The following is a 23,313-nucleotide window of genomic DNA, read 5'->3' on the forward strand; positions in this document are numbered from 1 at the left end:
GATCATGGAGTTCGGCCTGGTCAGGTGAGGGCGTTGAGGGCCTTGGCGTAGGTGGGGGGGATGTGGTTCGGGCCGCCGGGGGTGAAGACGTCCGAGTGGGCCACCGCGGACCAGGCTGTCTCCGGAACGGCTTCGACCAGGGCTCGGATCACCGGGGCGTCGCGCCACTGGGCCTGTTCGGCGAGCAGGCCGAGGGCCACCACCGACTCCTCGACCTCGCCCACGCACTCGAACGGCTTGTGCCCGTCGACGCCCAGCAGCTCGCGGTAGCCGGGGATCTGCGACTCGTCGGCGAGCAGGTCGCCGCCAAAGATGCCCACCACCCGCTCACGCGGCATGAAGGGTGCCATGGCCAGGAACACGAACCGGCACTTCGGACAGTCGCGGCACCAGCGCTCACTCGCGTCCCGCAGCTTGAACGCGGCGTTGCAACTGGTCACCACCTCGTCGTAGCGGGTGAACTCGGCGAACAGCCGGGCGATGTGCAGCTCGGACAGGGAGCGCAGCAGCGAGAAGTACGGGTCGGTCAGGCCCGCGTGCTCGGCCAGCGACGCCCGCAGCAGCCCCTCCGCCTCGACGCCCTTGGACCACTGGTGGTTGATCTCGTGACCGTCCCAGACCAGGTTCGGGTCGGACGCCGAGCGCTCGTTGGACATCACCACCGGGCCGAGCCCGTGCAGGACCGCGGTGGCCACCGCGATCAGCGAGTTGATCGCGGTGACCGGGATGTGCCCGTTCAGCGCGCCGGCCGCGTTCAGGTCGAACAGCACCGGGTCGATCCGCCGGCGGGCGGCGAGCGGGACCAGCCCGGACGCCTCGTTCACCGAGACGATCACGTGGTTCGGGTTGACCGAGAACGGCACCGGGTCCAGCCCGGCGCGGCGCAGCGCCTCCAGGCTGACGATCGAGTCCTTACCGCCGCCGACCGCCGAGAGCGGGCGCCGGTCGGAGTCGTCGTACACCCGGGGGGTCGCCGGTGTGCCGGCCGGCACCTTCGGACGCAGCCGCAACACGTGCGGCAGCTCGTTGCGGTACGCGTACTCGGCGAGGCCCTTGGTGTAGACGGCCGTGACGTAGTCGACGGTGGCCGCGCCCAGCGGCGCCGGCAGCACGAGCCGGGGCGGGGCGGCGGTCTTGTAGTAACTGACCCCGGCGACCAGGTGCAGCACCTCCAGCACCCGGCCGAGGGTCGCCACCGTCTCGTCCGAGGGCGGCTCCGCCGGCAGCGGGAGGGTGATCACCTCGGTGAACCGCTGCTCACCGGCCGGGCCGGTCAGGGCGTAGTCGAACAACACCTCGCCGGTGGCGAAGTCGATCGAGTAGGACGGGAAGGTGAAGGCGTCCATCCGCCGGAGCTGCTCGTTGGGCACACGCCATACTAGGCCCTGGTTCGTCCGGCCGTGTCCGGACCGGGCCCGCCCTGCCGCCGCCGCGACCCCCGAGGAGAGCCCAGTGCGCCTGTCTGACCTGCGCGGACGTACCGTCGCCGTCTGGGGGACCGGCCGGGAGGGCCGGGCCGCTGTGACGGCTATCGCCGCGCACGGCCCCGCCGAGCTGGTCGCCGTCGACGACAGCGCCAACTTCCTGTCGCTGCCCTGGGACGGCCCGCTGGCCGAGGCGGCGCCACTGGTCACCGGCGAGGCGGGATTCGTTCGGCTCGCCGCCGCCGACGTGGTGGTCCGCTCCCCGGGCGTGCCGCAGACCCACCCGTGGCTCGTCGAACTGCGCCGACGCGGCGTCCTGGTCACCCAGGGCACCGCGCTGTGGATGGCCGACCACGCCGCGCGCACCGTCGGGGTCACCGGCAGCAAGGGCAAGAGCACCACCTCCAGCCTGATCAGCCACCTGCTCACCGCGCTGGGCCGGCCGAACGTCTTCGGCGGCAACATCGGGGTGCCGACCCTCGACCTGCCGGAGGCGGAGCTGTACGTGCTGGAGCTGTCCAGCTACCAGTGCAGCGACCTCACCGACTCGCCCCGGGTGGCGGTGGTCACCGCGCTCTTCCCCGAGCACCTGGACGCGCACGGCGGGGAGCGGGAGTACTACCGCGACAAGCTCAACCTGCTGGCCCACGACCCGCAGACGATCGTGGTCAACGGCGGCGATCCCCGGCTCGCCGCCGAGCTGGGGGACCTGCCGGCGGTCCGGGCCGGTCGACCCGACACCACCCACGTCGCGGCCGGCATCGACGGTACGCCCTGGTTCCACCTCGCTGACCAGCCGCTCTTCCCGCGTGCCGTGCTGCCGCTGGTCGGCCGGCACAACGAGGGCAACCTGTGCGTGGCCCTCGCCGTGCTCGACGCGCTCGGCATCGACGTGGTGGCCGCCAAGGACCACCTCGCCGTCGCGGTCGCCGAGTTCCAGGGCCTGGCCCACCGGCTCACCGAGATCACCGACCCGTCCGGGTTGACCTTCGTCGACGACACGCTGGCCACCAGTCCGTACGCGGCCATGCACGCCATCGACGCGTACGACGGGCGGCCGCTGACGGTCATCGTCGGGGGCAACGACCGGGGTCTGGACTACAGCCCGCTGGCCGAGCACCTGGCCGAGCGGGAGCTGACCGTGATCGGGATCCCGGACAGCGGACCGCGCATCGTCGAGGTGCTCGCCGGCCTGCCCAAGGTGCGTACCGAACTGGTCGAGGACCTGGTGGACGCGGTCCGGCTGTCCCGCGAGGTGACCCCGGCGGGTGGGGTGGTGCTGCTGTCCCCGGCCGCGCCCAGCTACGGCCGGTTCCGCAACTTCGAGCACCGCTCCGAGGTCTTCGCCCAGGCCGTCGCCGACACCGCCGGCTGAGCCGGCTGTGCGGGTGCCGCCGGCTGAGGCCGGCTGGGCCGACGCCGCCGGCTGAGCCCGGCTGTTCTGGTGTCACCGGCGGTCAGCGTGCGGGCAGCCGGGAGTGCAGGGCGCGCATCGAGCGGATCGCCGAGCGGATCTCCTGGAGGTAGCGGCCCGGCGTGAGCGTCTGCTCGGGTAGCACCGCCAGGTCGGCCAGCGCCGGGTCCACGCCGACCGTGTCGATGCCACACCCGTACGGCAGGGCCAGGGTACGCAGCGCGTCGCAGTGCTGGAACGGCACGTAGATCGGCGCGGTGACCATCAGGATCTCGTCGCCCGGGGCGACCCGTGCGTGCTCGGCCCAGAACCGCTGCGTGTCGGCGGTGTGGGCGCGCCGCCGATCCGGTTCGCCAGACGGCGCGGCCACCACCCGTACCGGCGGCAGGCCCGTCGGGCGGTAGGTCCGCGACGACCAGGAGTGGTGCGGGTGGCCGGCGTCGACGCCGGCCCGCTCTGCCGGGGCGGTCACCCCGAACACCCGCCGGACCGCCGATTCCAACACGTCCACCTCGGTGTCGTCGGCGGGCAGGCCGGCACCGGCCAGCGTGCGCCGCTCCCAGTCCGACAGCGGCCGGAAACTACCCAGCACGGCGACCTCGCCGGTCACCCGCAGACCCCCGCGCAGCAGGTGCGCGGCGTAGGCGACCCGGCGCACGCAGGCGTGCCCCAGGCCACCGAGGACGACCAGGTGGGCGTACGCCGGTCGGGTCGGCGGCACCGGCCGGACCAGGCCGAGGGCGGCCGCCGCGGCGAGCACCAGCTCGGCGGTGTCGGGGTCGAGGTCCGGCTCCCGGGCCTCGGGCCGTTCCCGGCCGCCCCGGAAGTCCCAGTGCGTCGCCGAGAACTCGTCGAGAAACCGCAGCACCTCGGCCAGGTCACCGTCGGGCCAGGTGCCGCCGAAACGGGCGACCAGGCCGCGGATCGGGTCCGCGCCGACCCACCGGGCGACGCCGGCCGCCGGGTCGTCCGGCGCACCCACGGGCAGCGGTACGGGCAGCTCGGGCACCGCAGGATCGTACCGGGGCACTGTTGTCGTCCCGTCGTACGCTGGCCTCAACCGGCGCCCGGGAGGTACGTCGATGTCCGATCTGCTCCGTCGACCCCGCGTCGGTCGGATCGCCGCCGCGGGTGGATTCGTCCGGCTGTTGGCGCACACCGACCCGGTCGCGCTTGTCGGCATCCTGATCTCGATCTCGCTCTCCGTGACGTTGGACCTGACCAACGCGGCGACCGGCGTGGAGTCGCTGCTCGCCGGGTTGATGGGGACCACCATCTCGCTGCTTGTCGACTCGCTGGCCCGTGCCGAGCGCCGCTTCCACCTGCGCACCCTGCTGGAGGGGCCGCACTGGCTGGTGCACGCGGTGCCGGAGGTGGTCACCGGCACCCGGGAAGCGGTCGAGCGGCATCCCGGCACCCGGGTCGCCGACGAGGCCCGGCGTCGCTTCGAGCGGTTTCGGGCCGACACCGACCAACTGCGGGTGGGGCGGATCATCCGACCCGGCGGCGACTGTCAGGACCTGCTCGGCGGCACCCGCGAGTGCGTACGGCGGCTGGACGCGGTGACGAACGTGATGCCGAGGGCCAGCGGCGAACTGAGCTGGTGGCGTGGCGAGATCGGCCGGCACTACTGGGCGGCGAACACCGAGGCGTTGGCCCGGGGCGTACGGATCACCCGGGTGTTCCTGCACGCCGGCCTGACCGACGAGCTGACCGCGTTGGTGCGGGCCCAACAACAGGCCGGGGTGCGGGTGGGCCTGTTGCCGTGGGGCGTGGTCGATGCCTCCCGGCACGTCAACCTGACCCTGTGGGACGGCACGGCCTGCTGGGAGGGCCGCATGAGCGCGCACGGCGAGATCACCGAGAACCAGTTCTCGGTGAACGCCGGTGACCTGGCCCGGCTGACCGACGTCTTCGAGGTCTGCGTCGAGGCGGCGACCTTCCTCGACTGAGGACGACGTCGACCGACCGCGACGGGAGGGCTGGCCGCCGATGACCGTGCAGGCCGTACTGCTGGTTACCGCGGTGGTGTGGGCGGTCAGCCTGATCCGGTCGGTGCGAATGCGCGCGCTGGTCTACAGTCTCCCGCTGCCGATGACGCTGGCACTGGTCGGCACCGGTCACCGGGTGCAGGGGGCGCAACTGCTCGGGGTGCTCGGCCTCAACCTGTTCTTCGTCGTCGTGGCGGTCACGCACCACCTGTGGCGCTGGCCGATTCTGATCGCCGACGCCGCCGGGATCATCGGGTACGTGGCACTCAGCGCGGGTCTGCTCGCCGTACCGGTGCCCTTCTGGCCCACGCTGGCCGGCACCGTGGCGCTCTGGGCGGTGACGATGCTGCTGCTGCGCCGACAACACCCAGCGCCGACAGCACCGCCGACAGCACCGCCGCCGGTGGCAGAGGCGGGGCCGCGAACCCGGCTGCCGGCGGCGGTCAAGCTCCTGGTGATCCTGCTGGGTGCGACGCTCACCGGGCTGCTCGGCGAGCTGTTGCGCGCGATGGTGGTGACCTTCCCGTACTCCGGGGTGCTGGTGGCCATCGAGAGCCGCCGCGACCTGGTGGCGTTCACCCGGCACTTCGCCCGCAACAGCCTGGCACTTGTCGGCTTCCTGGCGGCGTACCACGTCTGGCAGGACACCTCGACGGCCGCCGCAATGGCGGCCGGCTGGGTGGCTTTCGCGGTGCTGGCGGTGGCGCTGCACGCGGCGGCGGCCAGCGGCGCGGCGCGGCGTCGCGCGGCGCTGCCGGCCGCCGACCGTGCGGGCCCACCGGGCGCGGAGCGGGGACGGTGGGAGCATGACCCGCCCACCGATCGTGTCCGAGAATGAACATCAAGTGCAGTGCGCGCCGGCTCGGCACCGACGCGCCGAGCCGGTCTGTCCTCAGATCGCGAGGGCCCCGCCGTCCACGGGGAGGAGCACGCCGTGGATGTGTGACGCCTCCGCACTGGCGAGGAAGATCACCGCCGCGGCGGTGTCCTGCACGGTCCCCGTGCGCCTGTCCGGGTTGCCCTGGGCGAGCTTCTCCAGGATGGGGCGAAGGTCTTCGTTGCTCTCGGTGATGGTGGGTCCGGGGGCGACGGTGTTCACCCGCACACCGTCAGCGGCCAACTCCGCGGCCCACGACCTGGTCAGTGAGTGCAGGGCCGCCTTGCTGGCACCGTACAGCGACGTGAACTTGATTCCGTCCACGCCGCCGATCGAGCCGATGTTGATCACCGAGCCGCCGCCGTGCTCCACCATGGCGGGCACCAGGGCTGCCGTCAGGAGGTACGGGGCCTTGATGTTGATCTCCAACACCTGGTCGATCTGTTCCTCGCTCGACTCCGTCACGGGGTGCGGCGGCACGAGAAAGGCCGCGTTGTTGACCAGGATGTCGATCGGTCGACCCGCCAGGGCCGTCGCCTCCTGTGCGAGGCGGCGGACGGCGGAGCCACCCGCAGAGAGGTCTGCCTCGACGAAGTGGGCGATGCCGCCCTCCGCGGCGATGCCGTCGACGATCTGAGCACCCTGCTCCGAGCCAAGTCCGGTCACGACGACGACGGCGCCCTCGCGGGCCATCGCCTCCGCCACGCCGCGCCCAATTCCGCTCGTCGAGCCGGTGACAAGTGCAGCACGCCCTTTGAGGCGATTCATGGCAGTCCCTCCAGTTGTGGCGGTGATGTCGATGGACGCGGAACGGCTAACCCTCTCGTCGAACCGATCCAATGTTGCTTGCTCAAGCAAGTGTACGCCGCCGCCGGTGTGGCGCCCCTCGCCGCGATCGTGCTCGCTTCTGGTGCCGCGTACCGGGTGATCGCGCCAAATCCAGGAAAGAGTCCCCCGTCTCGGGCCGGAGGGCACGACAACCGGGATCGAGGGCGATCATGGCCGCGGGCGGCGCGCGCCGGCGGTCAGGTGGTGGGGAACAGGCGGGCGTGCAGGGCCGCCGGGTCGGTGACCTCGGGCAGGTCGCGGGCGGCGAGCCAGGCTGCGGCGGCCGCACCGTCGCCGGCGGTACGCAGGGGCGCGTCCGGCCAGTGTCGGGCGATCTCGGCCCGGACGGCGGTGGCCAGCGGGGTGTCCGCGGTGAGGAGGCCGCCGCCGAGCACGACGGGTGTCGTCGCGTCGGCGGGGCGGATTCGGCCCACGCTCTCGGCGAGATGGGTCGCGGCCTCGCGGATGAGGGCGACGGCGACGGGTTCGCCCTGGCCGGCGGCGGTGACGACGAGTGGCGCGAGTTGGGCCAGCTCGATGGGTGCTCGTCGGGTGACGGTCTGGATGACGGCGTCCACGGTGGCGCGGGGGCGGGCGGCGATCTCGGCGCTGCCCAGCAGGTTGGTGAGCACCGCCGTGGCCAGTGCCCCGGGCCTGCGGCCGACGTCCAGGTCGGCGAGTAGTCGGCGTACCGCCTCACGGCCGAGCCAGAAGCCCGAGCCGGTGTCGCCGAGGAGCCAGCCGTGACCGTCGGCGATCCGGTCGAGCCGTAGGTCGTGGACCTGTGCGGTGATCGCGCCGGTGCCGGCGATGAGCACGGTGCCGTCCGGTGCGGCGCTGCCGGAGGCGTAGGCGACCAGGGCGTCGCCGTGCACCGCGTACGGGCAGCGGAGGCCGGCGTCGTGCCAGGCCCGGTCGAAGGCGGCCCGGCCGGCGGGGTCGGCGAGCAGCCGGCCGGCTCCGGCGAGCCCGATGGTGCCGGCGACCACGCGTGTCGGGTCGAGATCGGCGAGCGCCTCGCGCAGCGCGGTCAGGAGTTCGGCGGCGGCGCGTTCGGCGCCGTGACTCGTGGGGTTGCCACCGCCGGCGCGGCCGGTGCCGACACGGTGCCCGGTGAGGGTCAGGGCGGTCGCCCGGGTGGACGTGCCGCCGACATCGAGACCGATCACGAGGGTGTCGGACATCGGCACGGAGCCTCCTTGGTTGGTACGGCGATCGGGCCTGTTCATGCTGGTCGGCGGCGTGTTGCGGGGCAAGTTCCGGCGGGCGCAGCGGGTTGTGCGCCAGGTAACAGTTTGAAAACTTCGCCCACAGTCTTGACACAGAGGGCCGTTCAGTAAGAACTTTTACCACTAACAGTTAACAAGCTTTTCGGAAAGGTGAGCCGACACATGGTTGATCACGAGGTGGACACCGCCGCGGGGACCGCGGTGGTCGACGCCGACGCGATCGATCGAAGGATCTCCGCCTCCGACGGGGTGCTGGCCCGGGTCCGCAACGGGCTCGGCGAGTTGACCGGCGCCCTGCGGCGGGTCGCCGAGCACGTGCTGAGCGACCCGGAGGCCGCTGCCCGATCCACAATCGTCGAGTTGGCCGAGCGCAGCGGCACCTCACCGGCGACCATCACCCGCTTCTGCCGGGCGATGGGCTTCGAGGGGTACGCCGACCTGCGGCTGGGCATCGCCTCCGAGACCGGTCGGGCCCGCTCTGCCGGTTGGACCGTCGACATCGGACGCGAGATCCAGCCGAGCGACCCGCTCGCCCGGGTGCTCGACCAGATCATGGCCGCCGACACCCGGGCCATGCACGACACCGCCACCCTGCTCGACCTCGGCGAGGTGGAGCGCGCGGCAGTGGCGATCGCCGGGGCCAGCCGGGTCAACATCTTCGGCGCCAGCGGCAGCGCGCTCGTCGGCGAGGAGATGCAGTTCAGCCTGCACCGCATCGGCGTGGCCGCGTGGGCGTGGAACGACGTGCACGAGGGGCTGGCCAGCGCCGCGTTGCTGCGCGCCGGCGACGTGGCGCTCGGCATCTCGCACACCGGGCAGACCCGGGAGACGATCGAGATGCTCGCCGAGGCGGGCAGCCGGGGCGCGACCACGCTCGCGCTCACCGGTTTCCCGCGCTCACCGCTGGCCGAGCTGGCCGACATCGTGCTGCTCACGGCCAGCCAGGCGACCACCTTCCGGCCGGACGCGCTCTCCGCCCGACACCCCCAGTTGGTGGTGCTCGACCTGCTCTACATCGCCGTCGCCCAACGTACGCACGACCGCGCCCACGCGGCCTTCCGGCGCACCGCGCAGGCCGTCGACGGGCACAAGGCCGCGAAAGGGGTCCTGTCATGATCAGTGCCCAGGGGTACGCGGACGCCGTCCGCCCGGTGCTCGACCGACTGCTCGACTCGGAGGCCGACGGGATCACCCGGGCCGCCGACCTGATCGCCGACAGCCTGCGCGACGGTGGGGTGCTCCAGGCGTTCGGCGCCGGGCACTCCGAGGCGTTCGCCGCCGAGCTGGTGGCCCGGGCCGGCGGGTTGGTCCCCACCAACCGGCTCTCGGTACGGGACCTGGTGCTGCACGGTGACGCCCCGCGTGACGTGCTCGCCGACCCGAAGCTGGAACGCGACCCCTCCATCGCCCACCAGATCTACGCGCTCGCGGCACCCCAGCCGCGCGACGTGTTCGTGGTGGCGTCCCAGTCCGGCATCAACGGCTCGGTGGTCGAGCTGGCGGCGCTGGTCACCGAGCGCGGTCATCCGTTGATCGCGGTCACCTCGGTCGAGCACACGGCACGGGTGGCGCCACGGCACCCGTCCGGTCAGCGGCTCGCCGACCTCGCCGACGTCGTGCTGGACAACGGCGCGCCGTACGGTGACGCACTGCTGCCGCTCGAGGGCGGCGGCGCGGTCTGTGCGGTCTCCTCGGTCACCACGGCGCTGCTGGCGCAGCTGCTGACCGCGGAGGTCGTGCGACGGTTCCACCAGGCCGGAGAGGTGCCCCCTATCTACCTCTCCGCCAACGTCCCCGGCGGGGACGAGCACAACATCGCCCTCGAGTCGCGGTACGCCGGGCGTCTCCGGCGTACCGCCTGACCCGAATTTCCCAAGGAGAGACGACGATGTCGATTACCCCCGAACACCCGGCCGCACTCGACCGTCGCACGGTGCTGCGTCGCGCCGCCGCCGTGGGCATGCTCGCCACTCCGGCCATCGGCCTGCTCAGCGCCTGTGCGACGAGCGGCGGCGACAAGGAGACCGAGCAGGTCGCCGGTGGCACCAAGAGCGAGAAGAACCCGCTGGGCGTCAAGGAGGACGCCCCGATCGAGGTGATCATCTTCAACGGCGGTTACGGCGAGAAGTACGCCACCGACGTGCACGAGCCGCTCTACAAGACGGCCTTCCCCAAGTCCGAGGTCAAGCACCAGGCGACCCAGGCGGTCTCCACGGTGCTCCAGCCGCGGTTCGCCGGCGGCAACCCGCCGGAGTTCGTCAACAACTCGGGCGAGAAGTTCCTCGACTTCGGTGCGCTCGTCAACGACGGCCAGCTCCAGGACCTCACCGAGCTGTGGGACGCGCCGTCGGTCGACGACCCGAGCAAGAAGGTCCGCGACACCGTCATCCCGGGCATCGTCGAGCAGGGCATGTTCAACACCGCCGACGGGGGGCGCAAGCCGTTCGTCCTGTACTACGTCTCGACGGTCTACGGCATCTGGTACTCCGGCAAGCTCTTCAAGGACAACGGTTGGACGGCGCCCACCAACTGGGAGCAGTTCAAGGCGCTGTGCGAGCAGATCAAGGCCAAGGGCATCACCCCGTACGGCTACGCCGGGTCGAACGCGGCCTACTACCAGTGGAACGTGATCCTCACGCAGGCCGCGAAGATCGGCGGCACCGATGTCCTGAAGAACATCGACAACCTGGAGGACGGCGCCTGGAAGCAGGACGCCGTCAAGCAGGCCGCGGAGGCGTGGGCCGAGATCGGCGCGAAGTACTCGGACAAGAGCTTCGAGGGGCTCAAGCACACCGACGTGCAGCTTCGGCAGAACCAGGGCAAGGTCGCCTTCTACCCCTCCGGTGACTGGCTGGAGAACGAGCAGAAGAAGGACACGCCGGCGGGCTTCACCTACCAGCTCATGCCGGTGCCCGGCCTCACCGCGACGGACAAGCTGCCGGCGACCGCTATCCGGGCGGCCGGTGGCGAGGGATACTTCGTCTCGTCCAAGAGCAAGAACCCGCGTGGCGGGATGGAGTACATGCGCCAGATGCTCTCCAAGGCGGGCGCCCGGGGCTTCACCGAGACCGTCGGTGCGGCCACGGTGGTGCCGGCCGGCAGCGAGGGCTTCCAGTTCCCGCCGGGTGTCGCCAGCGCGCAGGCCGCGCTGAAGGCGGCCGGCAAGGACGTGTTCAACATGCTCTTCGACAACTGGTACAAGGAGCTCGACACGGAGGCGCGGGCCGCCACCAACGAGCTGATGTTCGGCCGGATCAACGCGGACGCCTTCGTGGAGCGGATCCAGAAGCGCGCCGACGCCATCAAGAAGGATTCCTCCGTCACCAAGTTCAAGCGCTGATCGGAGCGTAGGGGTCATGCGGCACGGCAAGTACCCATTCGTGATCGGGTTCCTCTTTCTCCCGGTCACGCTGTACGTGACCTTCGTGATCTGGCCGTACGCGCAGGCGTTCCAGATCTCGATGACCAACTGGCGGGGGCTGTCGGCCCCGCAGTGGGTGGGCTTCGACAACTACCGGAGGTTGCTCGACGACGGCACCTTCTGGAAGGCGGTCCAGCACCACGGCGTACTGCTGCTTGCCCTGCCGCTGATCACCATCGCGATCGCACTGTTCTTCGCCTTCCTGCTCAACGTGGGCGGCAAGAGCAGTGGCGGCCAACGTCAGGGGGTCTGGGGGGCGAAGTTCTACCGGGTGGTGTTCTTCTTCCCCCAGGTCCTGGCGGTGGCCATCATCGCGGTGCTGTTCCAGATGGTGTACCGGCCGAACGAGTCCGGCCTGATCAACGGCGTGTTGATGAAGTTCGGCCTGGACCCGGTGTTCTTCCTGGTCAAGCCGAGCCTGGCCCTGTGGTCGATCATCGCGGTGCTGGTCTGGCAGGCGGTCGGCTTCTACGTGGTGCTGTTCTCCGCCGGGATGGCCTCCATCCCGGGTGAGATCTACGAGGCCGCCGAGATGGACGGGGCGAGCAGGGTGACGCTGTTCTTCCGGGTCACCCTGCCGCTGCTCTGGGACACCCTCCAGGTGGCCTGGGTGTACCTCGGCATCGCGGCGTTCGACGCGTTCGCCATCGTGGCGGTGCTCTCGGTGGACGGTGGCGGCCCGGACGGCGCCACCACCGTCCTGGCGATGGAGATCTACCGCAACGCGTTCGTCTACTCGAAGTACGGTTACGCCTCGGCGATGGGCGTGGCGCTGTTCTTCCTCACCCTCACGTTCGCGGCGCTGACGCTGCGGCTCACCAAGCGGGAAAGCGTGGAGTACTGATGAACCCGCAGTCGACGCTGCCGCCGACACCGGCGGCGCTACCGCCGAAGACCAGCGACCCGAAGGCCACCGGTGGGCAGGGAGGCCGGAGCCCCCGCTCGGAGGTACGGCTCTTCGCGGGTCTGGGGCACATCGCACTCGCCGTGTGGGCGGTGATCGTGATCGTGCCGATCCTGTGGACCTTCCTCGCCGCGTTCAAGAACACCACCGAGATCTTCAGCAGCCCGTGGACGCTCCCGGCGGAGCTGCGCTGGGAGAACTTCGGTCGGGCCTGGACCAAGGCGAACGTGGGCCGGTACTTCCTCAACAGCGTCATCGTGGTCGGGTGCGGCACGTTCCTCACCATGCTGCTCGGCTCGATGGCCGCGTACGTGCTGGCCCGCTACCGGTTCTGGGGCAACCGGGCGGTCTACTACCTGTTCGTCTCCGGGCTGGCCTTCCCGGTCTTCCTGGCCCTGGTGCCGCTCTTCTTCGTGGTGAAACAGCTACACCTGTTGGACAGCCACCTCGGGTTGGTGCTGGTCTACAGCGCGTACTCGTTGCCGTTCACGGTGTTCTTCCTGGCCGCGTTCTTCAAGACCCTGCCGACGTCGGTCGCCGAGGCGGGGATGATCGACGGCTGTGGGCACACCCGGCTGTTCTTCCAGGTGATGATGCCGATGGCGAAGCCGGGCCTGATCAGCGTGGCGATCTTCAACATCATCGGTCAGTGGGCGCAGTACCAGTTGCCCCTGGTGTTGCTCTCCAGCAAGGACAAGTGGGTGCTCACCCAGGGCATCGCGGAGATCTCGGTGAACGCCGGCTACGAGGCGGACTGGTCCGGGTTGTTCGCCGCGCTGACCCTCGCCATCCTCCCGATGATCATCGTGTACGCGGTCTTCCAGCGTCAGATCCAGGCCGGCCTCACCTCCGGCGCCGTCAAGTAGCCGGTCACCTCGGGCGCTCGTCTGCCTGACTGTGCCAGGAGTGCCACAGCGCGGCGTACGCCCCGCCGGCAGCCACCAGGTCGTCGTGGCTGCCGATCTCGGTGATCCGGCCGTCGGCCAGCACGGCGACCCGGTCGGCGTCGTGCGCGGTGTTGAGCCGGTGCGCGATCGCGATGACCGTCCGCCCAACCAGCACGGCGGCCAGCGCCCGCTCGGTACGACGGGCGGTGCTCGGGTCGAGCGCGGCGGTCGCCTCGTCGAGGATCAGCGTGTGCGGGTCGGCGAGCACCAGCCGGGCCAGCGCGAGCTGCTGTGCCTCGGCCGCGCCGAGCTGCCGGGCCCCGTCGCCGAGCTGGGTGTCCAGACCGTCGGGCAGGTGGGCGAACCAGTCGGCACCCACGGTGACAAGCGCGGCGCGCATCTGCTCGTCCGACGCGTCCGGTGCGGCGAAGGACAGGTTGTCGCGCACCGAGCCCATGAAGACGTGGTGCTCCTGCGTGACCAGGGCGATCCGTCGCCGACGTTCGGCGGGGTCGAGGTCGGTGACCGGGCAGCCACCGATGCTGACCACGCCGTGGCGTGGCGCGTCGATCCCGGCCAGCAGCCGGGCCAGGGTGGACTTGCCGGCACCCGACGGACCCACGACGGCCAGCCGCTCACCCGGCTGCACCTCCAGGTCGATGCCGTGCAGCACGTCCGGCCCACCGGAGTAGGAGAACCGCGCCCCGCTGACGACGACCCGCTCGCCCCGCGAGGTGACCGCCCGACCGGGCGCCTCCGGCGGGACCATGCCGACGCCGAGCACCCGGGCGTACGACGCGAAGCCGCGCTGCGCCTGCTCGGTCCACTGCAACAGCCGGTCCATCGGGTCGATCGCCTGTTGCAGGTAGAGCGCGGCGGCGACCACCGCGCCGAGCGAGACCACCTCCCGGGAGAGCAGGTAGCCGCCGACGAGCAGCACCAGGGCGATCGGCAGCGGATAGCTGGCCTCGACGACCGAGAAGTACACCGTCCGCAGCGCCAGGGTCGCCCGCCGGGCCTGCCACAGCCGGGTGATCCGGCCGGTGCCGTGCCGGACCCGCTCGTCGGTCAGCCGCAGCGCCTCCACGGTGCGGGCGCCCTCGGCGGTGGTGGTGAGCGTCTCGGTCAACTCGGCCGCCGCCGCGCCCTCGGCGAGGTACGCGGGACTGGCCCGCCGCAGATACCACCTGGTGGTCGCCACGATCGACGGGAGCCCGGCCAACGCCGTCAGGCCGAGCAGCGGATGCAGCAGGAAGACCGCCCCGAACAGCAACGTCAACTGCACGGACGCGATGACGATGGTGGGCACCACGTTGCGCACGGTGGTCCCGACCGTCGCCACGTCGACCGAGCTGCGGGTGGCCAGGTCGCCGGAACCGGCACGCTCGACGACCGACACCGGCAGGCCGAGGGTGCGGGAGACGAACTCCTCGCGCAGCTCGGCGACGGCCCGTTCACCGAAGCGGTGGCCGGCGTACTGGGCGTAGCGGGAGAGCAGCGCACTGACCAGGACGCAGCCGGCGATGGCCAGCGCCAGCCGGTCCACGGTGGCCACGCCGGCACCGGCGGTGACCCGGTCGACGATGGTGCCCAGCAGCCACGGCGGGGCGAGGCCGGCGACCGCGGCGGCGCAGTGCAGCGCCAGCACGACACCGACCGCCCGGCGATGCCGACCGATCATGTCGCGCAGGGCGCGACGTACGGTGCGTCGGTCGGCCACCGGCAGCCGGTTCACCGGTAGACCTCCTCGGTGTGGGTGGGCCGGTCGAGATCGGCGCTGCCCCGGGCCACCAGGTGCCGGTAGTCGGCGTCGGCGTCGAACAGGTCGGCGTGGCTGCCGGTGGCGGTGATCCGGCCGGCGCTCAGGAACGCGACCACGTCGGCCCGGCCGAGCAGCAGCGGCGACGTGGCGATCACGACAGTCGTCCGCCCGGCCCGCGCGAAACGCAGCCGTTCGGCGATCCGCGCCTCGGTGTGCGCGTCCACGGCCGAGGTCGGGTCGACGAGGATCAGCACCTCCGGCTCGGCGAGGAGAGCCCGGGCCAGGCGGACCCGTTGGCGTTGGCCGCCGGAGAGTGTCCGGGCTCGCGCGTCCAGCGGGGTGTCCAGCCCGGCGGGCAGGGCGTCGACGATGTCGTCCGCCGAGGCGGTCCGCAGAGCCGCCCGGATCCGTTCGTCGTCGGCACCGGGGCACAGCACGTCGCGCAGTGTCCCGGCGAAGAGGTACGAGTCGTGGTCGGCGACCATGATCCGGGAACGGACCTCGTCCAGGGCGACAGCGGTCAACGGCACACCGCCCCAGGTGGTGTCGCTGACGACGTACCGGCCGAGCCGGTCGGCCAGCGCCACGGCCACCGCCGGGTCGTCGGCGGCCACCCCGGTCAGTCGGCCGGCGGGCACGGTCAGGCCGGTCTCCGGGTCGTGCAGGTCGGCGGGGTCGGCCGGTGCGGCCAGGGCACCCGGCCGGCGTGCGTCGGGCACCGCACCCGACCACCGGCGACCCGGGCCACCGACCTCGTCCGGGGCCACGTTGAGCAGGTCGGCGATCCGCCGGGCGGCGACCCGCCCCCGGATCAACTGGTGACTGCCCTCCAGCAGGAACCACACCGGCACGATCAGGGTCGCCACGTAGCCGTAGACGGCCACCAGCTCGCCGATCGTGACCTCGCCGGTCACCGCCATCCGAGCCGTCAGCCACACCACCGCCGCCAGGAACAACCCGGGGATGGCGACTGTCGCCGCGTCGATCCAGCTGTAGACCGCGCCGACCCGGTAGCCCTCCGCGCGCAGATCCTGGGACCTGGCCGCATACCGCCGGGCGAACAGGTCCCGGCCGCCCACCCCGGCGAGCACCCGCAGCCCCGCCACGATGTCGCCGGAGCGGGCGGTGAGCGCGCCCTGCTGCCGGCGGTAGACCGACTCGACCCGCTCCAGGCGGCGCAGCAGCGGCCCGACGACCAGGCCGACCGCCGGCACTCCCACCAGCACGCAGAGCGCCAGCAGCGGGGAGATCGACCAGAGCACCACGGCGATGATCGCGTACGCGACGACCGCGCCGACGCCCGGCCCGGTCAGCGTCAGCACCTGCGCGGTCCAGTCGATGTCGGAGCCGCCGATGGTGGACACCTCACCCGCGCCGACCCGGCGGGGCAGCACCGCGCCGATGCGGGACAGGTGGCGCAGCAGCACCTCCGCCGAGCGGGCCTTGGCGTCCTCCCGGATGAAGGTCATCGTGCGGTGCCGCATGATGCCGAGGTAGGACAGGGCCACCCCCGCGACGACGATCGCCGCGACCCAGAACACCAGGGCGCGCGTGTCTCCCGTGCGCAGCCCCTCGTCGACGGCGCGGTAGATCAGGTAGGGCCGGGCGGAGAGCCCGACCATCCAGGCCGTGCCGATCAGGCTGCCGCGCAGCACCCGCCAGGGTTGGCAGCGGGCGAGCCACCACAGGTATCGCATCGGACCCCGGGTGTCGGGAGTGCCGGGATCGAAGTGCGGGATCTGTGGGGGCACCCGACCACGCTACCGACCGTCGCCGACACCGCAGGGAACCGACGCCGGTGAGGTCTGCCTCGGGACTTGTCGCAGGGGGGAGGCAGAATCACGTTCGTGCTGGTGGCGGTGGTGTCCGACGAGCGGGGTGGGGGAGTGCTCTGCCCACTGGACTCGGCCGGTGCGCCGGTCGGTCCGACCGAGCCCGTCGTCGACCTGGTCGCCGCGGTCGCCGCCCGCGAGGCCGCCGAGCACCCGCGTTGGGTCTGGTCCGCCGCCACCTCCGTCTACCCGCCGCTGCTGCGTGCCGGTGTCCGGGTCGACAGGTGTCACGACGTGGAGTTGACCGAGGCGTTGCTGCTCGGGCAGGCGGGCCGCTGGGGCGAGCCCCGCGCGCTGGCCGCGGCCTGGGCCCGCCTGACCGGTGCGCCGGTGCCGCCCGACCCACCACCGCGCGCCGCCGCACCGCCCGGGCACGGCCAGGGCGCGCTCTTCGACACGCTTCCCGGCCCGTCGGGGCCGGGCATCGACGCACTGATCCAGGTGTACGCCGACCAGCTCGCCCGCATCGCCGCGACCGAGCACCCGGGACGCTTCCGGTTGCTGGTGGCCGCCGAGTCGGCTGGCGCGCTGATCGCGGTGGAGATGGGTGCCGCGGGTCTGCCGTGGCGTGCCGACGTGCACGACGAGATCCTGCACGAGTTGCTCGGCGAGGCGTCCCCGGTCGGTGGCCCGCCACGCCGACTCGCCGAGCTGGCCGCACGGATCGCCGACGCGCTCGGCGTACGCGGCCTGCACACCGACTCCCCGACGGAGCTGCTGAAGGCGTTCGCCCGGGTCGGGGTGGAGCTGCCCAACACCCGGGCCTGGGTGCTGCGCGGGGTCGACCATCCGGCGGTGCCGCTGCTGTTGGAATACAAGGAGCTCTACCGGATCTGGACGGCGCACGGCTGGTCCTGGCTCGAACAGTGGGTGCGCGACGGGCGGTTCCGACCGGAGTACGTGCCCGCCGGGGTCGTCTCCGGCCGCTGGGCGACCCGGGGCGGTGGCGCGTTGCAGATCCCGAAGGTGATCCGCCGGGCGGTGGTGGCCGATCCGGGCTGGCGGTTGGTGGTCGCCGACGCCGGCCAGTTGGAGCCACGGGTGCTGGCGGCGGTCTCCGGCGACGCCCGGCTGGCGGCGGCGGGCGGGGCCGGCGACCTCTACGCCGCGCTGGCCCGCGACTCGTTCGGCGGCGACCGGGCCAAGGCCAAGGTGGCGCTGCTCGGCGCGATGTACGGGCAGACCGGCGGCGCGGCGGTGCCCGCGTTGGCGGTGCTGAAGCGCAGTTACCCGACGGCGTTCGCCTTCGTGGAGGCGGCGGCGCGCACCGGCGAGGCGGGTGGGCTGGTGCGGTCGTGGCTGGGGCGGACGTGCCCGCCCGGTTCGGTGGGGTTCGGTGATCCGGACGACGCGCCCTCCGATCCGGACGCGGCGGCCGATCCGCAGGGTCCCCGGGCGCGGGCCGCGCGGTCGAGGGGCCGTTTCACGCGTAACTTCGTCATCCAGGCCACCGCCGCCGAGTGGGCCGCCACGTTGCTTGCCACGCTGCGCACGGAGTTGGCCGGCACCGACGCGGAGCTGGTCTTCTTCCAGCACGACGAGGTGGTCGTGCACGCGCCCGCCGCGCAGGCGGAGGCGGTCGCCGAGGCCGTCACCCGGTGTGGCGAGCGGGCCTCCACGCTGCTCTTCGGTGCCACGCCGGTTCGGTTTCCGCTCGACCTGTCCATCGTGGCGTGCTACGCCGACGCGGCCTGACCGCCGGGGCCACGCCTGCCGTGGGTGCCGCCGCGACCTCGGCGCGGTCGAGCTGGGAGATGCCGGGCGTGTAACGGTTGTGCTATTTCTCCTTTTCGCCCCGCTACTCTCGGCTGGCCGTCCTCGTTGCAGTGTCCGTAGGAGGGGCGGACCGGTCACGGTCGGTCCCACGCTGGAGGGGGCGCAGCTGAACGGGATCGCAGGAATGATCATCGCCGCGGGCGGGGGACGACGGATCGGTGGTCCCGAGGCGCTGCTGCACCAGGGCGAGAAGCCACTGGTCAACCAGATGATCGACACGATGACCGAGGCAGGCTGCGAACGCATCGTGGTCGTGCTGGGTGCCGCCGCCGAGCAGGTCCGGGAAACCGCCGACCTGGGCCGGGCCACAGTCGTCATCAACAAGGCGTGGGGCACCGGGGTCGGCTCGTCCATCCGGGCCGGTCTGGCCGCCCTGGACGACGAGGGGATCGAGGCGGTGGTGGTGGTCCCCGTCGACATGCCGGGGCTGACCGCCGTCGCGGTTCGCCGGGTGGCCGCACTGCCGTACCCCGATGTGTTGGTCTGCGCCACCTACGACGGGCTGCGCGGCTACCCGATGCTGTTCGGCCGCCGGCACTGGCCCGGCATCGCCACCCTGGCCAGCGCCGACGTGGGCGCCCGACCGTACCTGCTGGCGCACAAGGACCAGATCGTCGACATCGCCTGCGACTCGGTGGCCGACGGCAGCCGCGTCGACACCCCGGAGCTGATGGCGCTCTACGGCCTGACCGTCCCGCCGCAGCGGGTCGGGGTCTGAGGTGGCCTGAGTATCCGTGCTGATGTGCCGGGCCGCCCAGCGGCGATACTCGTTGCCATGCGTCGACTCGCCACCGCCCTGCTGTGTCTCGCCACGCTCGTCAGCTGCGCCAGGCCGGGCGAAACGCCGGTGCGGGACGGCCCGACCGCGGACACCGGTTGGGGCACCTACCAGGCCGATGTCACGGCCGTGCGGGTCAGCACGGACCCGCGCTCGCTCGTGCTGAGCGTGGCGCTGCTGGGCGACGCGGACGGTTGCTCCCGGAATCCGCGAATCACCGAACTCGTCGAGGAGAACAACCGCATCTACGCCAACGTGGTGCAGGATTCGCGCCTGTCCACGGTGGTCGGGGCCTGCCCCACCCACACACCTGGCGAGGTGACGTTGACAGCGCCGGGGCCGATCGCCGGCCGGAGCGTCGTGCTCAACCAGGAGCCGTGGAAGGTCGACAGCGCGGCGTACCACCGCTGCGACCAGACGTTCGGCTGCGGTCCGATGCCGAAGGACCACTGTGACCAGGCGTGGGTCGGCGTCGTGGTCCGCGGCATGGACGTGTCCCGGCACTCGACCGGATCGGTCGAGGGCTGCGACGGCACCTGGTTGGTGATGACGGTGCCGTTCGATCCGGTGCCGTGCGGTGTCGAGGCGCGGCCCGGCTGCGACTCGTCGGTCAACGTGCGCCGCTACTTCCTGCGGTGGGCCGGCCAGGGCGGCTGGAAGAGGATCGCCAGCTCGACGGAGGCCGGCTGCGGACGCGTCCGCGCCACCGAGCCGGCCTTCCCGAGCAAGCTCTGCGCCGACCTGCCCACCCCCTGATCCGGGCCAGCCTCTCTCCGGTGACTCCGGGCCGAGCCGTCACCTGGCCACCCTGGCCGCCCTGTCGTAGGCGGCCGCTCGGGCGATCACCTCGGGAGTCGCGCGGGACGGGTGGCCGCTGTCGAATGGCGGTTGAGGGTCGTACTCCATCCACAGTTGGATAGCCTGGGCGGTCGTCCGGTCGGTGAGGAGTTCGACGAGTCTCAGTCCCATGTCGATGCCGCTGGACACACCGGCCGCCGTGATGATCCGGGCGTCCGGTTCTTCGACGACCCGCTGGTCCGTCGGCTCGGCGCCGAAGCGGACCAACTCCCGCGCCGCGAGGTAGTGGCTGGTGCCCCGCCGTCCTCGGAGCAATCCGGCGGCCCCCAGCAGAAGCGAGCCGGAGCACACCGAGGTCGTGAACGTCGTCGTGTCGTGGATCCGCCTGATCCAGCCCGGCAGCGGCCCGGCGAGAGCCGGAGCGGTCCCCGGTCCTCCCGGGACGACGAGAACGTCTGTCGCTTGCACGTCTTCGAGCGCGGCCTCGGCCACCAGGGTCAGCATCCCGCAGTCGTCTCGGACGGGACCGGGGCGTTCGGCGACCAGGAGCACGTCGATGCCCGGGGTGAGGGCCAGTGGCTGGTAGACGCCGATGACGTCGAGCGCGGTGAAACGCGCGTAGAGCGGAATGACGACGTGGGTCACCAGAGATCCTTTCGGTGCACGGCGGTGGGCCGTCGAATGCGGTCAGAGCATCGAGAAGCGGGCGCGAAACGCCCCCGGGGTCGTGCCGAGTCGTTCACCGAAGACCCGTCGAAGGGACTCGGCGGACCCGAATCCCGACCTGGCCGCCACCGTGTCGAGGGCGAGGTCGGACTGCAGCAGCAGGCGTTTGGCGGTCTCCAGGCGAAGTTCGGTGAGGTAGCGCCCGACGGTGAGGCCCGTCTCACGTGCGAAGAGGCGCTGGAAGTGCCGAGGCGACATGGCGAGCCGCGCGGCGAGGTCGTCGACCCGGTGTGTCGCGGCCGGATCGGCATCGAGTGCACGCTGAACGGCGGCCACCCGCTTCTCCGTGGCGCGTTCCAACCACACCGGGCCGGCGAACTGAGCCTGTTGGCCGGGCCGGTGGAGGAACATGACGAGCCAGCGCGCGATCTCCTGGGCGACCCGTGCTCCGTGGTCGGCCGCCACGACGGCCAGTGCCAGGTCGATTCCCGCCGTGACACCACCCGACGTCCAGACCGGGCCGTCGTGCACGTAGAGGGCGTCGTGGTCGACGGTGAGATCGGAGAATCGCCGACCGAGGTCCCTGGACACGGACCAGTGGGTGGCGACCCGGCGACCGTTGAGCAGCCCGGCGCGTGCGCAGAGGAACGCTCCGGAACAGATCGACAACAACCGCGTCGGACGGCACTCCCGCAACCAGGCGACGAGGTCGGCGTTCCCATCCTCGGCCACCGCCGCACGGCCGCCGGGCACGACGAGAGTGCCGGCCCGGACCGGCTCTCCGAGCGCGGTGGCCATCATGACCAGGCCGCTCTCGGAAACCACCTCGGCTTGCGCGCCCGCCAGCCTCAGGTCGTACGCGGGGCGCTCACCACGTACCGTCCGGTACTGGTTCGCCCCCGCCAGAACCTCCCACGGCCCGTTGACGTCGAGGGACTGCATGCCCGCGAAGGCGACGACTGTGACGCGCTCGACCATGCCCCGAGTCTGCCGGCGGAGCCATCGCGTGCACCATGACGCCGTACCCACGGAAAGTGACACGGCGCTGGAGGCTCGGTCGGGACGGCCGGTGGCGTCGAGCCGCCGGTGCGCGGTGATTTGGGCACTGAATTACCTTTTGGGTGATTTCGTGGTCCGGGCGTCCCTTGCCGCGAGGGGGTTCGTTACCGGTTCGTGACCTTTAGCGAGACAGTGCAGATGAGAGCGAAGACCGGGGTGGGCACTCGACGCCTGCTTCTGCCCCTGGTGGGAGGGGCGACCGCGGTCGTGCTGGCGATGCTGGCGACCACCTCCGAGGCCCAGCCCCGGCTAGCCGTCGATCCGGTGGCCGGCACGCAGGGCTTCCTGGTCATGACCGCCGGAGACGCGCGGCTGATCGGTGCCGAGAACGAGGGGACCATCGCGGTCGGGGGCAACCTCAGCTTCGGCAACTATGCGGTCGCCGGGAGCAGCGCCGGGTCTTTTGTGGTGCCGCCGGACAGTAATCCGACGGCCCTGGTGGTGGGCGGCCGGGTCGACTTCGCCACCAGTGTCCCCGGGTCGCGGTTGCAGGTGTTGGGGAGCGGCTACGTGAAGGTCGGCGACCTGACCGGCACCTTCGTCCGCGACACCGACAACAACGGCGCCCAGGTCAACACCCGGGTCCTGCCGGTGGACGACTACGAGGCAGCACCCCGTGTCGAGCTCGTGACCCGGCAACCCGTGGCGAGTGTCGGCCCCTCCTCGCCGCTGGATTTCGGCAGCGCGTTCGAGGGTTTCCGCGCGACCGCCACCAGCCTGGCCACCTGCCAGCAGAACGTCGTGCTGACCACCCCGGAGGGTGCGCCGTTGCCCCGGCCCGTTCCGCCGGGCAGCAACGCGGTGGTCAACCTCGCCCCCGGTGTCACGAACGTGCTCAACCTGTCCGCCAGCGATCTTGCCAATATCTCGGTGCTCACCTTCGCCGACCAGCCCACCGCCGACACGCCACTGCTGGTCAACGTGGACACCAGCGACGTCTCTGACGCCTTCGTCTGGCGGGTGCCGAACTTCGCCGGGATCGGCGGAGACCAGGCCAGATACATCCTGTTCAATCTCCCGACCGCCACCTCGATCACCCTCACCGACGACAGCGCGACGCTGGAGGGCACGATCTACGCGCCCAACGCCGCCCTGAATGCCGCGACGAACGGCAACATCGAGGGAAGCGTCATCAGCCGGACGCTGACGCACGACGGCGGGGAGATCCACGACTTCCCGTTCTCGACGCTGCTGAACTGCTCCCAACCGACGCCGACGCCAACAGCGTCGACGCCGACCCCCACACCGACGGGGCCGACGCCCACACCGACCGGGCCGACGCCCACACCGACCGGCCCGACGCCGACACCGACCGGGCCGACCTCCGTACCGACGACCCAGCCGCCGGTGAGCCCGACGGGCTACCCGACCAAGCACCCGTTGCCGGTCACCGGCACCTCGACCTGGCCGATGCTGGGGATAGGGAGCGCCGGAGTCGGCCTCGGTGTGGCCCTGCTACTGCTGGCCCGACTGAGACTGCGACGTAACGAGAACTGAGACCGGTGATGGTGGGTCCAGGACAGGGTCCTGGACCCACCGACGCCAGGTCAGGCACCTGAGAGGCAGTGCCGCACGTCGTCAATCGCGAGCCGCGGGAGGCGTCGCGTCGCGCATCCCAGAACGTGTGATGCCGGTGAGTCATCAAGATGACTCACCGGCATCACGCT

Annotated in this window: 20 protein-coding genes; 12 read left to right on the plus strand and 8 right to left on the minus strand. The window is 71.7% G+C overall.

Annotation, left to right across the window (positions count from 1 at the left end):
• Positions 1-20: 20 nt before the first annotated feature.
• Positions 21-1,370, minus strand: a complete 1,350-nt coding sequence (locus ACGFIW_RS23250) for a hypothetical protein (protein ID WP_393319208.1) — start codon at positions 1,368-1,370, stop codon at positions 21-23.
• A gap of 82 nt (positions 1,371-1,452) precedes the next feature.
• Between ACGFIW_RS23250 and murD the strand changes: the two genes are divergently transcribed.
• A complete protein-coding gene (murD, locus tag ACGFIW_RS23255; RefSeq protein WP_393319211.1) occupies positions 1,453-2,799 on the plus strand; it encodes a UDP-N-acetylmuramoyl-L-alanine--D-glutamate ligase in 1,347 nt (448 codons plus the stop codon).
• Positions 2,800-2,881: 82 nt separating this feature from the next.
• Here the strand turns inward: murD and ACGFIW_RS23260 are convergent, their stop codons facing one another.
• The gene (locus tag ACGFIW_RS23260) at positions 2,882-3,847 is read right to left on the minus strand and encodes a hypothetical protein (RefSeq protein WP_393319214.1); all 966 of its coding nucleotides are present in this window, start codon (positions 3,845-3,847) and stop codon (positions 2,882-2,884) included.
• Between the two features lie 73 nt (positions 3,848-3,920).
• On the opposite strand from ACGFIW_RS23260, the gene ACGFIW_RS23265 reads away from it, so the two are divergent.
• Together ACGFIW_RS23265 and ACGFIW_RS23270 are read left to right on the plus strand one after the other, a co-directional pair.
• Positions 3,921-4,790: a hypothetical protein gene (locus ACGFIW_RS23265; protein ID WP_393319217.1), complete on the plus strand. Its 870-nt coding sequence runs from the start codon at positions 3,921-3,923 to the stop codon at positions 4,788-4,790.
• Between the two features lie 40 nt (positions 4,791-4,830).
• Positions 4,831-5,667, plus strand: a complete 837-nt coding sequence (locus tag ACGFIW_RS23270) for a hypothetical protein (protein ID WP_393319220.1) — start codon at positions 4,831-4,833, stop codon at positions 5,665-5,667.
• 54 nt (positions 5,668-5,721) lie between these two features.
• On the opposite strand, the gene ACGFIW_RS23275 is transcribed toward ACGFIW_RS23270, so the two are convergent.
• Positions 5,722-6,474 (minus strand): SDR family NAD(P)-dependent oxidoreductase, encoded by a 753-nt coding sequence (locus ACGFIW_RS23275; protein ID WP_393319222.1) that lies wholly within the window; start codon positions 6,472-6,474, stop codon positions 5,722-5,724.
• A 257-nt stretch (positions 6,475-6,731) separates the two neighbouring features.
• Positions 6,732-7,718, minus strand: a complete 987-nt coding sequence (locus ACGFIW_RS23280) for an N-acetylglucosamine kinase (RefSeq protein WP_393319224.1) — start codon at positions 7,716-7,718, stop codon at positions 6,732-6,734.
• Between the two features lie 207 nt (positions 7,719-7,925).
• Between ACGFIW_RS23280 and ACGFIW_RS23285 the strand changes: the two genes are divergently transcribed.
• The 5 genes from ACGFIW_RS23285 to ACGFIW_RS23305 are packed head-to-tail and all read left to right on the plus strand — an operon-like array spanning position 7,926 to position 12,954.
• On the plus strand, positions 7,926-8,879 hold the full coding sequence (locus tag ACGFIW_RS23285; protein WP_357078080.1) for a MurR/RpiR family transcriptional regulator: 954 nt from the start codon (positions 7,926-7,928) through the stop codon (positions 8,877-8,879).
• A complete protein-coding gene (locus ACGFIW_RS23290; protein ID WP_357377044.1) occupies positions 8,876-9,625 on the plus strand; it encodes an SIS domain-containing protein in 750 nt (249 codons plus the stop codon). The genes ACGFIW_RS23285 and ACGFIW_RS23290 overlap by 4 nt, the downstream gene beginning before the upstream one ends.
• 26 nt (positions 9,626-9,651) lie before the next feature.
• Positions 9,652-11,103: an N-acetylglucosamine/diacetylchitobiose ABC transporter substrate-binding protein gene (gene ngcE, locus ACGFIW_RS23295; protein WP_393319227.1), complete on the plus strand. Its 1,452-nt coding sequence runs from the start codon at positions 9,652-9,654 to the stop codon at positions 11,101-11,103.
• Between the two features lie 16 nt (positions 11,104-11,119).
• Positions 11,120-12,028 carry a sugar ABC transporter permease gene (locus ACGFIW_RS23300; RefSeq protein WP_357078090.1) on the plus strand — a complete coding sequence of 303 codons (909 nt, stop codon included), beginning with the start codon at positions 11,120-11,122 and terminating at the stop codon, positions 12,026-12,028.
• Positions 12,028-12,954, plus strand: coding sequence for a carbohydrate ABC transporter permease (locus ACGFIW_RS23305; RefSeq protein WP_393319229.1), 927 nt, complete (start codon positions 12,028-12,030; stop codon positions 12,952-12,954). The genes ACGFIW_RS23300 and ACGFIW_RS23305 overlap by 1 nt, the downstream gene beginning before the upstream one ends.
• A gap of 4 nt (positions 12,955-12,958) precedes the next feature.
• Here the strand turns inward: ACGFIW_RS23305 and ACGFIW_RS23310 are convergent, their stop codons facing one another.
• Complete coding sequence (locus ACGFIW_RS23310; protein WP_393319458.1) at positions 12,959-14,656, minus strand: ABC transporter ATP-binding protein; 1,698 nt, start codon at positions 14,654-14,656, stop codon at positions 12,959-12,961.
• A 50-nt stretch (positions 14,657-14,706) separates the two neighbouring features.
• Positions 14,707-16,434, minus strand: coding sequence for an ABC transporter ATP-binding protein (locus ACGFIW_RS23315; protein ID WP_393319462.1), 1,728 nt, complete (start codon positions 16,432-16,434; stop codon positions 14,707-14,709).
• Positions 16,435-16,554: 120 nt separating this feature from the next.
• Here ACGFIW_RS23315 and ACGFIW_RS23320 point away from each other — a divergent pair, with 120 nt between their 5' ends.
• The 3 genes from ACGFIW_RS23320 to ACGFIW_RS23330 all read left to right on the plus strand — a co-directional run bounded on the left by ACGFIW_RS23320 (position 16,555) and on the right by ACGFIW_RS23330 (position 19,879).
• The gene (locus ACGFIW_RS23320; protein WP_393319231.1) at positions 16,555-18,264 is read left to right on the plus strand and encodes a bifunctional 3'-5' exonuclease/DNA polymerase; all 1,710 of its coding nucleotides are present in this window, start codon (positions 16,555-16,557) and stop codon (positions 18,262-18,264) included.
• Positions 18,265-18,469: 205 nt separating this feature from the next.
• Positions 18,470-19,063, plus strand: coding sequence for a nucleotidyltransferase family protein (locus ACGFIW_RS23325; protein WP_357078107.1), 594 nt, complete (start codon positions 18,470-18,472; stop codon positions 19,061-19,063).
• A gap of 57 nt (positions 19,064-19,120) precedes the next feature.
• The gene (locus ACGFIW_RS23330) at positions 19,121-19,879 is read left to right on the plus strand and encodes a hypothetical protein (RefSeq protein ID WP_393319233.1); all 759 of its coding nucleotides are present in this window, start codon (positions 19,121-19,123) and stop codon (positions 19,877-19,879) included.
• A 39-nt stretch (positions 19,880-19,918) separates the two neighbouring features.
• Here the strand turns inward: ACGFIW_RS23330 and ACGFIW_RS23335 are convergent, their stop codons facing one another.
• Together ACGFIW_RS23335 and ACGFIW_RS23340 are read right to left on the minus strand one after the other, a co-directional pair.
• Positions 19,919-20,566, minus strand: a complete 648-nt coding sequence (locus tag ACGFIW_RS23335) for a DJ-1/PfpI family protein (protein ID WP_393319235.1) — start codon at positions 20,564-20,566, stop codon at positions 19,919-19,921.
• A gap of 42 nt (positions 20,567-20,608) precedes the next feature.
• Positions 20,609-21,565: a GlxA family transcriptional regulator gene (locus tag ACGFIW_RS23340; protein ID WP_393319238.1), complete on the minus strand. Its 957-nt coding sequence runs from the start codon at positions 21,563-21,565 to the stop codon at positions 20,609-20,611.
• Positions 21,566-21,784: 219 nt separating this feature from the next.
• On the opposite strand from ACGFIW_RS23340, the gene ACGFIW_RS23345 reads away from it, so the two are divergent.
• Positions 21,785-23,143 carry a collagen-binding domain-containing protein gene (locus tag ACGFIW_RS23345; protein ID WP_393319241.1) on the plus strand — a complete coding sequence of 453 codons (1,359 nt, stop codon included), beginning with the start codon at positions 21,785-21,787 and terminating at the stop codon, positions 23,141-23,143.
• The last annotated feature ends 170 nt before the right edge of the window (positions 23,144-23,313 follow it).

The organism is Micromonospora sp. NPDC048935, assembly GCF_043197875.1.
Lineage (GTDB): Bacteria > Actinomycetota > Actinomycetes > Mycobacteriales > Micromonosporaceae > Micromonospora.